Source organism: Ensifer sp. 22521, from assembly GCF_052044795.1.
GTDB lineage: Bacteria > Pseudomonadota > Alphaproteobacteria > Rhizobiales > Rhizobiaceae > Ensifer.
In genome coordinates this window covers 357,787-370,072 of sequence record NZ_JBQENM010000004.1, presented here as the reverse complement: position 1 = coordinate 370,072, position 12,286 = coordinate 357,787, and the positions used below count along the sequence as shown (strand labels likewise).

The 12,286-nt window shown below is 62.2% G+C and carries 11 protein-coding genes; 7 read left to right on the top strand and 4 right to left on the bottom strand.

Translation table 11 applies throughout. The features are described from left to right. Window positions 1-57: 57 nt before the first annotated feature. On the bottom strand, window positions 58-429 hold the full coding sequence (locus tag ACTJKE_RS07745; RefSeq protein ID WP_440660572.1) for a hypothetical protein: 372 nt from the start codon (window positions 427-429) through the stop codon (window positions 58-60). Window positions 430-593: 164 nt separating this feature from the next. After that, window positions 594-2,306, bottom strand: coding sequence for a phosphoethanolamine transferase (locus tag ACTJKE_RS07740; protein WP_440660573.1), 1,713 nt, complete (start codon window positions 2,304-2,306; stop codon window positions 594-596). A gap of 272 nt (window positions 2,307-2,578) precedes the next feature. Between ACTJKE_RS07740 and ACTJKE_RS07735 the strand changes: the two genes are divergently transcribed. The 7 genes from ACTJKE_RS07735 to ACTJKE_RS07705 all read left to right on the top strand — a co-directional run bounded on the left by ACTJKE_RS07735 (window position 2,579) and on the right by ACTJKE_RS07705 (window position 10,522). Beyond that, window positions 2,579-3,253 carry a response regulator transcription factor gene (locus tag ACTJKE_RS07735; protein WP_065374799.1) on the top strand — a complete coding sequence of 225 codons (675 nt, stop codon included), beginning with the start codon at window positions 2,579-2,581 and terminating at the stop codon, window positions 3,251-3,253. Then, window positions 3,250-4,602, top strand: coding sequence for a sensor histidine kinase (locus ACTJKE_RS07730; RefSeq protein WP_058326313.1), 1,353 nt, complete (start codon window positions 3,250-3,252; stop codon window positions 4,600-4,602). The genes ACTJKE_RS07735 and ACTJKE_RS07730 overlap by 4 nt, the downstream gene beginning before the upstream one ends. A 228-nt stretch (window positions 4,603-4,830) precedes the next feature. Beyond that, on the top strand, window positions 4,831-5,535 hold the full coding sequence (locus ACTJKE_RS07725) for a CerR family C-terminal domain-containing protein (protein ID WP_440660575.1): 705 nt from the start codon (window positions 4,831-4,833) through the stop codon (window positions 5,533-5,535). Next, the gene (hlyD, locus tag ACTJKE_RS07720) at window positions 5,532-6,539 is read left to right on the top strand and encodes a secretion protein HlyD (RefSeq protein ID WP_440660577.1); all 1,008 of its coding nucleotides are present in this window, start codon (window positions 5,532-5,534) and stop codon (window positions 6,537-6,539) included. The genes ACTJKE_RS07725 and hlyD overlap by 4 nt, the downstream gene beginning before the upstream one ends. Then, window positions 6,536-8,263 (top strand): ATP-binding cassette domain-containing protein, encoded by a 1,728-nt coding sequence (locus tag ACTJKE_RS07715; protein ID WP_440660578.1) that lies wholly within the window; start codon window positions 6,536-6,538, stop codon window positions 8,261-8,263. Before hlyD ends, ACTJKE_RS07715 begins: the two co-directional genes overlap by 4 nt. Beyond that, window positions 8,260-9,408: an ABC transporter permease gene (locus tag ACTJKE_RS07710; protein ID WP_440660579.1), complete on the top strand. Its 1,149-nt coding sequence runs from the start codon at window positions 8,260-8,262 to the stop codon at window positions 9,406-9,408. The genes ACTJKE_RS07715 and ACTJKE_RS07710 overlap by 4 nt, the downstream gene beginning before the upstream one ends. A 1-nt stretch (window position 9,409) precedes the next feature. Beyond that, window positions 9,410-10,522 carry an ABC transporter permease gene (locus ACTJKE_RS07705; protein ID WP_440691604.1) on the top strand — a complete coding sequence of 371 codons (1,113 nt, stop codon included), beginning with the start codon at window positions 9,410-9,412 and terminating at the stop codon, window positions 10,520-10,522. Between the two features lie 2 nt (window positions 10,523-10,524). On the opposite strand, the gene ACTJKE_RS07700 is transcribed toward ACTJKE_RS07705, so the two are convergent. Together ACTJKE_RS07700 and ACTJKE_RS07695 are read right to left on the bottom strand one after the other, a co-directional pair. Continuing rightward, on the bottom strand, window positions 10,525-11,127 hold the full coding sequence (locus ACTJKE_RS07700) for an alpha/beta hydrolase (protein WP_440660581.1): 603 nt from the start codon (window positions 11,125-11,127) through the stop codon (window positions 10,525-10,527). Window positions 11,128-11,291: 164 nt separating this feature from the next. Then, entirely contained in the window at window positions 11,292-12,224 is a 933-nt protein-coding gene (locus ACTJKE_RS07695) for a VOC family protein (RefSeq protein ID WP_440637296.1), read from the bottom strand. Between the last annotated feature and the right edge of the window lie 62 nt (window positions 12,225-12,286).

Sequence of the window (12,286 nt, the reverse complement as noted above, 5' to 3'; positions counted from 1 at the left end):
AAATCGCGAAAGCCATATTCGCCGTCACTCGGAACAGGCGGTACCGTCGCTGAGCCGTCAGCGGCGGGAATGGCCCTTTGCGATCGTCGAAGCGGCGATCGATACCGGGTCGCTCGCCGGAAATGTATCCTCGAGCCCCTCGTCGAGCTGCTCTTCCATCGCATCCCGATCATGCGCGTGACGTGCATTCGGCAGCGGTCCGCGGAAGGCGCCCTGCGCACCGCCCGCAGCCTGAAGCGCTTCGTCTGCGTCGAGCGCCGTTCTGAGCATTTCCTTTGCCTTTGCGATGGCGTTGAGCCGGTTCAAGGAGCCGGCATCATCCTGCGGGCACATCACGGTCACAACTTCCCCGCCATCGCCGACGAACTCGACGCTAAATCCAACTCGACCGGCTCTTTCCGGGGAAACCTGTATACCGACGATGCGCATCTAATCCTCCTGCGTACGGATTGGCGCCTCTGTCCACCGGACTAATATGGCAAAAGGGGTCGCGGACCGTCCGCGCGGAGTCGAGGACATGTAAGCAAGGAAGTGTCGAAACGCGCTTTTGTTCCCGAGAACCCGGAAAAATCGCGGCAAGCGGTCGCGGGTGCTCACAGTGCGCCCGGCAATGCGACGGCGCGCGTTGTATTGGCCGGCAGATCGTTGGCCGTATCTGCCGACTGGAAGATCGGGCCACCGGCCGGCTTCCGCGTGCAATTTGCGAAAGCGTCGAGGTCACGTCTGTAGACCTTCGTCTCGACGTTCATCATGCCGAGAACGGTATGGAAGAGGTTGTCGTGCGACTTCGGCTGCGCCGTGTCCTTGTCGAGACAGGCGGTATCGACCCCCATGGTCGCCTGATAGGGCCTCGAAAACCAGGCGACGAATGGTACCTGCGTCTGTTCCCGCGGGGCAATCGCGTAGGGCGCACCGTGCAGATAGATACCGTTTTCGCCGAGCGACTCACCGTGGTCGGACATATAGATCATCGCGCCGGCGACGCGGGCCTGGTGCTTCTCCAGGAGACGGGCAACACTCGCCAGCACGTAGTCGGTGTAAAGGATCGAATTGTCGTAGGCGTTGGTAATCTCGGCAACCGAGCACTTCATCAGTTCCGGCGTGCGGCAATCCGGCGTGAACCGGCGAAACTTTTCAGGATAGCGCAGATAGTAGGAAGGACCGTGGCTGCCAAGCTGGTGCAGGACGATCACGCTGTTCGATGTGGTCGCCTGGAGCTTCTTGTCGAGTTCGCCGAGGAAGATTTCATCCAGGCATTCGCCGTTCTTGCACAGAGGGCTGTTCTTCTGGTTGGTCATGCTGGCGAAGTTGATGAGATCGGCAATGCCCTTGCTGCCGGTGTTGTTGTCCCACCAGGTGGTCGAGACGCCGGCACGCGTCAGCACGTTCATCAGATTTTCCGTCGAACGCGCCTTCCAGTCGCTGTATTCATTGCGCGGATAGACGGAGAACATGCAGGGAAGCGAAATCGCCGTTGCCGTGCCGCAACTCGTGGTGTCCGTATAGTTCACGACGCCCAGCGCCTTCAGTTCCGGATTGGTCTCCCGTGCGTAGCCGTTCAAAGAGAAGTTCATTGCGCGCGCGGTCTCGCCGGCAACGACGACAACGACCACCGGCTTGCCGGCCGCCGCAATCCGCGAGCCCTGGCGGGCGTCGGTGCCGAGCGGCTGCACGACGATGTTGCGCTCCTTGTAGGTCGACGCGGCATACCGCACGGCCGCCGAGACCGGCCCCGTCGGATTGAACCGCTTCATCAGGTCCTTGTGCTCGCGGATCACGTAGGCGACGTTCGCGAAATTGGCATAGACCAGCCCACCGCTGACGATGAGGCAGGGGATGATCACCGCAAGATTGATCGCGGCATTGGCAAGAAAGGGGCGACGGCGGACCTTGACCGACATGACGAGAAGCGCGGGAAGCAGACCGTAGAGCAGCAGGTGCATCGCCAGGCTGCCGGTCAGCAGGTGGCCGGCTTCGGCCTGCGTCGTCACGGCCGCATTGCCGATCATGTCTTTGTCGATGATGACGCCAAAGGTATCGATGAAATAGGAAGCCGACGCCGACACCATGATGAAGAAGATCACCACCGGCTTCATCACATATTTGACGGAAGCGGTCGTAAGCCCAGCAAAGGTCAGGAGGCAGAGTGCCACGCTGAAGGACACAAGCGCCACGACGGAATCGTTGAAATAGGCAAACGTGTGCGTCCAGAAGGATTTGTTGCTGACAAGAAGCAGATAGGCGCTGACAAGCGCGCTCAGAGCGATACTACCGATCTCTGGCCGGCGAATTCTCGAAAAAATCAATGCGGTCGTCTCCAGCGGCGACTGCGCGATCATCTGAGATGGTCAATACAGGCGCGAGCATTCAGTGGAAGTGGAGACCGCAATACGGCCACCTGTTCAGTTGCACCCTCCCCCTCACCGGTCGAGATACGACGTGCAAGCTGTCGAAACCCCGTCAAGATTGCTCATTGCCCGCTTCATGCACGCGGTGGTGGGTTTTGCGACCGGGAGTTGGCAGCCCAAGCGAAAGCCCATATGGTCGGCAGCGGCCCCTGTAATATCGAGACGATTCAATGCGCCTGCTCCTGGTTGAAGACAGCCCGCGACTGGTAGAACTGGTCGGAGAAACCATGCGGGACGCTGGCTGGCGCCTCGATTCCGTTTCAACCGTTGCGGACGCCGAAACGGCAATCGCCGGGCGGGAGCACGATCTCGTATTGCTCGATCTCGGCTTGCCCGACGGCGACGGCCTGTCTCTGCTTCGTCGCCTCCGGCTCGACTATCCGGGGCTGCCTGTGCTGATCATCACCGCCAAGGGATCAGTCGACGAGCGTATTGCCGGGCTCGATGCCGGTGCTGATGACTATCTCGTAAAGCCATTCCATCATCGGGAGCTTCTCTCCCGTTGCCGTGCGATGCTGAGGCGCAACCCGCAAGCGGTCCAGCCGGTGCTGGAGGCTGGCGCCTTGCGCTATGACCCGGCAACCGCAGACCTTACTTGTGACGGCATCGTAGTGCCGTTGCCGCCGCGCGAGCGTTCGCTGATGGAAATCCTGATGCGGGAAGTCGGCCGCGTCGTGCCAAAGCGCAAACTCGAAACGGCACTTTCCGAATACGGCCAGGAAGTGACGCCCAATGCGCTCGAGCTCGCGGTATCACGCGTGCGCAAGCGCCTGCAGCCGCTTGACACCGGCGTACAGATCGAGACCGTGCGTGGTATCGGCTATCTGCTCAGGCGCGCCTCATGAAGCCCCGCAACCCTTCGCTGATCGGCATCGTCGCCCGCCGCATCATCGCTTTTTCGCTGATTGCTATGGCAATCCAGATCGGCGTCGTCTTTGCCGACTACTGGTTCGACGACGACAAGCTGAGCGTTCTCATGCTCCAGCAGGAAACCGAAAACCTGGCCGGTTATGTCCAGGTCCGCGATGGCGTGGCGAGCTACGAACCCAATCACGAGATGCGCGAGCGCTATCAGGACCGCCATGACGACGATGGCTCGATCTTCCTGCGCATCCGCACAGCTTCAGGCGTGATCGTCTATTCGAACTGCACGAGCGAATGCGCCCAGCATTTCCTGCCCGTCAGCATGGATGCACCGCAGTTCTGGAAGCGGCTGATCGCTCCCGGCAAGCCCTTCAGCGTCGCCGGCGGCCAGTCTTTCGAACGGAACGGGACGACCGTGCTCATCGAACTTGCGATCCTCAACGATCCGAACGGCTTCATGTACGGCGCCCTGCTGCATGAGATGTTCGATTCGATGATCGTACCGATGACGTTGATGTTCTGCCTCGTCATCGGTGCTACGATCTGGTCCATTCGCAGCGCGCTCAAGCCCGTCGCCATGGCGGCCCAGGCTGCCGATGGACTAGACCCGCGCGACAGCAATGCACGCCTGCCACTGACGCGGATGCCGCAGGAGATCGCCCGCCTGGTCACCGCGGTCAATCGCATGCTCACGCGCGTTGCCGATCTCATTCAGTCGCAGAAGCTGTTCTCCTCCTCGATCGCTCACGAGATCCGGACGCCGGTCTCGATCGCCAAGATGGAACTGAGCCGCATTAACGACCCAAGGGCCCGCAATGCCGAAAGGGACCTTGACGCCCTGACCCATATCCTGGAGCAGCTCACCTCTCTGGCGCGTGCCGATGCAGTCGATCCCTCCGCCTACCAGCGCACCAGCCTGTCGCAAATCGGAGCCGCCGTTGCGGAAGCCATCGCGCCGTTCGTCTTCGACCACGACAAGTCTCTCGAATTCGTCGACGAAGGCACGCCGCCGGTCACCGCGATCCCGGCGCTCGTCGAGAACATGCTGCGAAACCTGATTGAGAACGCTGTGAAGCACAATCCGCCGGGCACGCGGATCGTTCTCGCCTGCGGTCCCGGCCCGGTTGTCTCCGTCGAGGACAATGGCAATGGGCTCGTCGACTTGCCCGAACACCACGAGGACCTCGGCTACGTGAAGAGTTCCGGTCAGCTCGGGCTCGGCCTGAAGATTGTCCGGCGCATCAGCGAGCTCCACCAGGCGATCATCGCGGTCGATACCGCCCCGGAGCGCGGCACTAAGATCTCGATAGATTTCTCTGCGGCGGTCTAGGCTCCGCCAATTGGCCGATCCGGCAGTATATGCACCCCCCATCCCCTTGTGATCGCGCGCCGTCCTTAGGCGCCATGCGCAACGGTCTACGCCGTATGGCCAACCTCGCTCTGCCGTGAGCCGCGAACGCTTCGCTGGTCCGCCCATGGCCCGGACCAGAAGCCGCGCAATCGGGCAACACAAATTCATTCGATTGACTTAATCAATGGAGTGATGTAATTTGAGGACATGATGAAAAACAAAACCTCGACCCAAGCACCCAAGCAGGACCGCGGCGATGTCACGCGTGAAAAGCTTTTGACGAGTTCCATCGATGTCTTCGGCCGCTACGGTTTCGACGGCGCCAGCACGCGGAGGCTCGCGGAGACTGCCGGCGTAAACCTGCAGGCGATCCCCTATTATTTCGGCGGCAAGGAAGGCCTCTACATCGCCGCCGCCGAGCATCTTGCATCAATTATCGTTGGACATGTCGGCGATCTCAGAAACGCGATCCTCGAGCGTCTTGCCCGCCTCGACAGCGAAGGCAAGGCAATGTCGGCTGAGGAAGCCCGGGATCTCCTGACCCAGATGGCGCAGCGCATGGTCGCTATCTTCGTCAGCCGGCAATCCGAAAGCTGGGCGCGCTTCATCATCCGCGAACAGATGGAGCCAACCGAAGCCTTCGAACGGGTCTACGCCAATGTCATGGGCCCGATGATCGGCATGGCCAGCAGGCTGGTTGCGACAATTCTCGGTGAACCACCGCAGTCCGAGCATGTCCGGCTGAAGACCCTCTCCTTCGTCGGCAGCATCCTCGTCTTCCGGATGGCCCATGCGGCCATGCTCCGGCAGATGAGCTGGCAGGTCGTTGGCCCCGACGAACTCGACATTCTGCGTCGGCACGTCGCCGAGCTTGTCGCGGCACTTGGCGGCGAGAAGGAGGCCCAGCCATGAACAAGCCGGCAATCGCCCTTCTGTTGCTCGCTGGCAGTGCTGCCGGTGCGTGGTGGTTCGACGTCCCCCAGCGGCTCGGCTGGACGGGCACGGAGCGAGCCTCGGTTCTCTACGGCAATGTCGACATCCGCCAAGTCTCTCTCGGCTTCCGCGTCAATGGCCGTATAGCGAGCCTTAGCGTCGACGAAGGCGACGCGGTGAAGCCCGGCGATGTCCTTGCGACCCTTGACGCCGTTCCGTTCGAACAGGCAGTGGCCGCGGCCGAAGCCGAACTCGGCGCGCTCAAGGCCAATCTTGCAAAACTGAAGGCGGGCGCCCGCCCGACCGAAATCGCCCAGGCGCGCGCCACTCATGAGGAGCGTCTGGCCGACCTGGAAAATGCCAACCTCGCCTATGAACGCGCGCGGCAACTGCGTCCGAACGGCACCATTTCTCAGGCCAACCTCGACGAGGCAAGCGCCAACAGGGCTGCCGCGGCTGCACGGGCCACCTCCGCCCGCGAGGGGCTCGCGCTCATCGTAGAGGGAAGCCGGATTGAGGACATCGAGGCGGGTCAGGCACAGGTGCTCGCAGCCGAAGCCAAGCTCGAAAGTGCCCGCACGTCGCTTGCCGATACCCGCCTGCTTGCGCCAAACGCGGGCACCATTCTGTCCCGGGTGCGCGAAGTCGGCGCCATCGTCGCGCCGTCCGACATGGTCTATGTCGTCTCGCTCAACGAACCCGTCTGGGTCCGGGCCTATGTCGCGGAACCGGATCTTGGCCGAGTGCATCCGGGCATGGCTGTCGAAATCACGTCAGACAGTGCACCGGATCGCCCCTATAAGGGGACGGTGGGTTTCATCTCGCCCGTCGCCGAGTTCACCCCGAAGTCGGTGGAAACGCCAGAACTCAGGACCGATCTCGTCTACCGCCTGCGCATCGTGGTCGACAAGCCGGGGCCCGATCTCAGGCAGGGCATGCCGGTGACGGTGCACTTGCCTGACGCCGCAGAGGCAAAACAATGAACGAGAACGCGCCGTTCGTCCGGATAATGGACGTGGTCAAGCGTTTCGGCGATGCCCCGCCGGCGCTCGACCACATCGATGGCGAAATCCTCGGCGGACGGATCACAGGGCTCGTCGGTCCTGATGGCGCGGGAAAGACCACGCTGATCCGGCTGATGACCGGGCTGATGGTGCCGGACAAGGGAAAGGTCGAGGTTCTCGGTTTCGACATTGTGACCAAAGCCGCCGACATCCAAGCGGCGATCGGCTATATGCCGCAGCGCTTCGGCCTGTATGAAGATCTTTCCGTACAGGAGAACCTGAACCTTTACGCCGATCTGCGCGGCCTGCCGCTTGCCGAGCGAGCCGCGACCTTCGACGAACTGCTGGAATTCACCGATCTCAAGCGCTTTACCGAACGGCTTGCCGGCAAACTCTCCGGCGGCATGAAGCAGAAGCTCGGTCTCGCCTGTGCGCTCCTGCGCAAGCCCCGCTTGCTCCTCTTGGACGAACCGGGCGTCGGCGTCGATCCGATCTCGCGCCGCGACCTTTGGAAGATGGTCGAGAACCTGACGGCCGAGGGCATTGGCGTCGTCTGGTCGACGGCCTATCTCGACGAAGCCGAGGCCTGCGACAGCGTTCTCCTGCTGAACGAGGGCAAGTTGCTTTTTGCCGGCAGTCCCGCCGATCTGACCGCTCGAGTCGCCGACCGCGTCTTCAAGGTTTCCGGTATCGCGCATGGACGCCGCCAGAAGCTCGCTCGCTTGCTCGATGACGACGATGTCGTCGACGGTGTCATCCAGGGTGAAGCAATCCGACTGGTGATGAAGCCGGACACAAAACCGCCGACACCGGACGACGGCTCGTCTGCGCCTGACGTAACGACCACCCCGCCCCGCTTCGAGGATGCTTTCATCGACATGCTCGGCGGCGGCCCCGGCGGCCGCTCGAAACTGGCGGAAACACAGACACCTTTCACGATGGAGGACAGCAAGCCGGTCATCGAGGCCCACGGCCTGACAAAACGTTTCGGCGACTTCACCGCCGCCGACGACATCACCTTCGACATTCCGCGCGGCCAGATCTTCGGACTTCTCGGCCCGAACGGCGCCGGCAAATCGACGACGTTCAAGATGCTCTGCGGCCTGCTGAAACCGTCGGCCGGCGAAGGCCGCGTTGCCGGTTTCGACCTGCGCCGTGACGCAGCAGAGGCGCGCAACCGGCTTGGCTACATGGCGCAGAAGTTCTCGCTCTATGGCGACCTAAGCGTCGCGCAGAACCTCAGTTTCTTCGCCGGCGTCTACGGCCTTTCCGGCACGCGCAAGCGCGAACGCATCCAGCTGATGACCGATATCTTCGCCTTCGGTCGGCTGCTCGACATGTCGGCCAAGGATCTGCCGCTTGGGCTCAAGCAGCGGCTGGCCCTTGCCTGCGCCGTGCTGCATGAGCCGGAAGCACTGTTTCTCGATGAACCGACCTCCGGCGTCGACCCCATCACCCGGCGCGAGTTCTGGACCCATATCAACGGGCTGGTCGAAAAGGGCGTGACCGTGCTCGTCACCACCCACTTCATGGACGAGGCTGAGTATTGCGACCGTATCTCGCTCGTCTATCGCGGCCGGTCGATCGCGCTCGGCTCGCCGGACGAACTGAAGGCACAGGTCGCCAGCGACAAGCTTCCGGATCCGACGATGGAGGATGCTTTCATCGCCCTGGTCCAGGGGTCGGAGGAAAAGGAGGCATGAGCGCGCAATCCGCCAACCTCGAAAGCCGGGCCGCCAGAGCCCGTCGCTTTGCCGCACTCGTGCGCAAGGAAAGCTATCAAATCGTTCGCGATCCGAGCAGCATCCTGATCGCCTTCGTGCTGCCCATGATCCTGCTGTTTCTCTTCGGCTACGGCGTCTCGCTCGATACGACGCAGACCCGCGTCGGGCTCATCATCGAGGAGGAGGCACCGCTGACCCGCGACCTCGCCGCCGGCTTCCAGGCGTCACGCTATTTCAAGGTAACGGTCGGCCGCGACCGGCGCGAATTCGAAGAAGACCTGGTGCTTGGTCGCGTGCGCGGCATCGTCGTGATTCCGGCCGGCTTCACGGCGGACTTTGCCGCCGGGCGCCATCCGACGGTGCAGGTGCTCGTCGATGGCTCGGACCCCAACACCGCCAACTTCGTGCAAAACTACGCCCAGGCGACCCTTGCCAACTGGGAGCGCCAGCGCTTGAGCGACGGCGCCGGCCGGCCGCCGGCAATTTCGGCCGAGCAGCGATTCTGGTTCAATCCGGAGCTGACCAGCCGGAATTTCCTTGTGCCCGGGTCAATCGCCATCGTTATGACGCTGGTCGGGACCCTGCTCACCTCGCTCGTCGTCGCCCGCGAATGGGAACGGGGCACGATGGAGGCGATGATGGCGACGCCCGTCTCGGCCGCCGAACTTCTGGCCGGAAAGCTGCTGCCCTATTTTATCCTCGGCCTTACCTCGATGACGCTCTGCGTACTGCTTGCCGTCTTCCTGTTCGGCGTCCCCTTTCGCGGCTCGGTCGCTGCACTCTATGCGCTCTCGGCAACCTTCCTGATGCCGGCGCTTGGCCAGGGCCTGCTGATCTCGGCGGCCACGAAGAACCAGTTCCTCGCCTCGCAGCTCGCGCTGATCTCAGCCTTTCTGCCGGCGTTCCTGCTCTCCGGCTTTCTCTTCGAAATCAATTCGATGCCGACGGTTATTCAATGGATCACTCTCATCGTGCCGGCGCGTTATCTGATCCCAAGCCTGCAGACCGTGTTCCTTGCCGGCGACATCTGGCCGATGTTCACGCGCGCCATCGCCGTCATGCTCCTGATCGGCTGCGTCTTCTTTGCGCTCGCCGCCCGCAGCACCCGCAAGAGGATTGGCTGAGATGTGGTGGACAAGGCTCAAAGCGCTGATCGTCAAGGAGTTGCTGGCGGTGCTGCGTGATCCCAAGGGACGCACCGTGCTGATCGTGCCGCCGATCATGCAGTTGCTGGTGTTTTCCTATGCCGCGACGCTCGAAGTGACGAATGTCGACGTCCTGGTGCTGAACCGAGACAACGGCCATTGGAGCCAGGATCTCGTTCAGGAGATCCAGGGATCGCCGACCTTCCGCAGCATCCGCTTCACCAACAGCCCTGACGAGGTGCGCGTGGCGATCGACACCCAAAAGGTCATTGCCGCGATCGAAATCGGCCCGACCTTCTCGCGCGATATTGAGGGGAGCCGGCCGGCAAAGGTGCAGCTCATCCTCGACGGGCGCCGCTCAAACGCGTCGCAGATCGTCTCCGGCTATCTCAGTCGCATCGTCGCAACGCTTGCCGCCGAGACTCCGGCCGGCAAGCGTATGGCGTCGGGCGCCGTCACGGTCGTAGCGCGCAACTGGTTCAATCCGAACCTCACCTATCAATGGTTCATGGTGCCGAACCTGGTGGCGAGCATCGCTCTTTTGATCGGCCTGATCGTGACCGCGCTATCGATCGCGCGCGAACGCGAGCTCGGCACTTTCGATCAGCTCATGGTCTCACCGCTGAGGACGCATGAGATCCTGATCGGCAAGCTGATCCCGCCGATGATGATCGGCCTGTTCCACATCACCATCTATATTCTGGCCGCCGTCTTCATCTTCGGCGTGCCGCTGTGCGGCTCGCTGTTCCTGCTCTACGGCAGCGCAGTCTTCTACCTGGCCGCCGTCGTCGGTCTAGGCCTGTTCATCTCGGCGCTGTCGATGACACAGCAGCAGGCGATCCTCGGTGCATTCCTCTTCATGGTGCCGGCAATGCTGCTCTCCGGCTTCGCGACGCCGATCGAGAACATGCCCTCGTGGCTGCAACCGATCACCTACGTCAACCCGTTGCGCTACTTCCTCGTAATTGTGAAGGGCGTATTCCTAAAGGACATTCCGGCGGTCGAGGTGGTGCGCCAGACGATCCCGCTCTTGCTGATCGCCATCGTCACCCTCTCGGCCGCCTCATGGTTGTTCCGCCGCCGGCTGGAATAGCGTCAAGCTTTCAGGAAACGCCCGATCGCGGCGACCTCGGTCTGGCGGATATCGTGGCCACCCGGGTGCCATTCGGTTTCCGTTACGACGCCCTGCCCCTGGAAATAGTCTGCCAGGGCCTGCGTCAGCGGCGCCGGGCAGATGGGATCGCGTTCGCCGGCCGTGATCAACACCCGGCGCCCTTTGAGGCCCGCGTTGTCCTTCGGCCGGAACGGGATCAGAGGATGCATGAGCACCGACTTGTCGAAGACACCGTCTTCGATCAGCACATTGGCAAGAATGTTCGCGCCGTTGGAATAGCCAAGGCCGATCACCTCCGAAGCCTGGTGCTCCGCGACCAATGCCTTGACGAAACCGGCCATCTTCTCCGTGGCGCGGGCAAGATCCGCCATGTCGTAGACGCCCTCGCCCGTGCGCTTGAAGAAGCGCGCAGCCCCATATTCCGCCACGTCGCCACGCGGCGAGACGATCGTCGCATCGGGTAGAAGCTCGGACGCGAAGGTGAAGAACTGGTTTTCATCTCCGCCCGTCCCGTGAAAGACGAAGAAGATCGGCTGGCCGGGCTTGCCGGCCTTCAGTTTGTGAACGTAGCCATGATCGACCATTTTTGTCTCCTGGAGCAATTTCCGGAAACGGGCAAACACCCGTCCGAGATTGCGTGATTTCAAAGCGTTAGATTCACGGTTTCGACGAAACTGTGAACGGTCCTTTCCGTACGATCCGATCCCGAGGGCTCGCCGCAACGGCGAGCCTTGCCTGCATCGACGTGTTAGTCGTCGATCTTCTGCAGGTGGCTTTCCAGGATCGGACGCAGGTGCTTGTGCTGCTGCGGCAGCTTCAGCGCCTCGCCGAGGTGAGCGAGATCCTCATCCCGGTCGAAGCCCGGCTCGTTGGTGGCGATCTCGAACAACACGCCGCCCGGCGTGCGGAAGTAGATCGCCCAGAAGTAATCGCGGTCGATGACCGGGGTGACCTGGTAGCCAGTGTCCATCAACGCCTTGCGCACTTCGAGCTGCTTTTCGCGGTTTTCGACGGCAAAGGCGATATGGTGAACCGAACCGGCGCCCTGAGAAGCGCGACCGATATTCGGCATCGTCTCGAGGTCGATGACGCGCGCATCGTTGCCGCCAGGCACGATCAAACGCGTGACGCCGTCCTTGCGGTCAAGCTCCTCATAGCCCATGAACTTCAGCAATTCGGCCGTCGCGCCTTCGTCGCGAAGGCGGAGTGCGGCGGAGTGGAAGCCGCGAATCGCATGATCCGCCGAGATGCCGCCTTCCGTCCAGGGCGTGCGCTGATCGTCCTTGACCTCGACGAGCGCGAAGCCGTCGCCATCAGGGCCGGCAAAGTTCAGGCGCTTCTCGCCGAAGGTTTCTTCGTCCTTGAGACCGGAGACCCCCGATGCCGTCAGGCGATCCCGCCAGAAGCCGAGCGAACCCTCCGGCACGGAGAAGACGGTGGTCCCGACTTCACCGGTACCGGCACGGCCGCGCGGCATGTTCGGGAACGGGAAATAGGTCATGACTGTGCCGGGCGTGCCGGCTTCGTCGCCGTAATAGAGGTGGTAGACGTCCGGCGAGTCGAAGTTGACCGTCTTCTTGACGCGGCGCAGGCCGAGCGACCTAGTGAAGAACAGGTTGTTTTCGCGCGCATCGTCGGCCATCGAAGTGACGTGATGCAGACCCTTAATCTGATTGAGCATTGCCGTGATCCTTTCTCTCCGGCGCCACCGGGCGCTCCGTTGGGTCATAGATGCGCTCATCC

Excerpts from the sequence above, each read along its gene's own strand:
- ACTJKE_RS07745 (WP_440660572.1), bottom strand. The coding sequence starts at position 429 with ATGCGCATCGTCGGTATACAGGTTTCCCCGGAAAGAGCCGGTCGAGTT.
- ACTJKE_RS07735 (WP_065374799.1), top strand. The coding sequence starts at position 2,579 with ATGCGCCTGCTCCTGGTTGAAGACAGCCCGCGACTGGTAGAACTGGTC.
- ACTJKE_RS07730 (WP_058326313.1), top strand. The coding sequence starts at position 3,250 with ATGAAGCCCCGCAACCCTTCGCTGATCGGCATCGTCGCCCGCCGCATC.
- ACTJKE_RS07725 (WP_440660575.1), top strand. The coding sequence starts at position 4,831 with ATGATGAAAAACAAAACCTCGACCCAAGCACCCAAGCAGGACCGCGGC.
- hlyD (WP_440660577.1), top strand. The coding sequence starts at position 5,532 with ATGAACAAGCCGGCAATCGCCCTTCTGTTGCTCGCTGGCAGTGCTGCC.
- ACTJKE_RS07715 (WP_440660578.1), top strand. The coding sequence starts at position 6,536 with ATGAACGAGAACGCGCCGTTCGTCCGGATAATGGACGTGGTCAAGCGT.
- ACTJKE_RS07710 (WP_440660579.1), top strand. The coding sequence starts at position 8,260 with ATGAGCGCGCAATCCGCCAACCTCGAAAGCCGGGCCGCCAGAGCCCGT.
- ACTJKE_RS07705 (WP_440691604.1), top strand. The coding sequence starts at position 9,410 with ATGTGGTGGACAAGGCTCAAAGCGCTGATCGTCAAGGAGTTGCTGGCG.
- ACTJKE_RS07700 (WP_440660581.1), bottom strand. The coding sequence starts at position 11,127 with ATGGTCGATCATGGCTACGTTCACAAACTGAAGGCCGGCAAGCCCGGC.
- ACTJKE_RS07695 (WP_440637296.1), bottom strand. The coding sequence starts at position 12,224 with ATGCTCAATCAGATTAAGGGTCTGCATCACGTCACTTCGATGGCCGAC.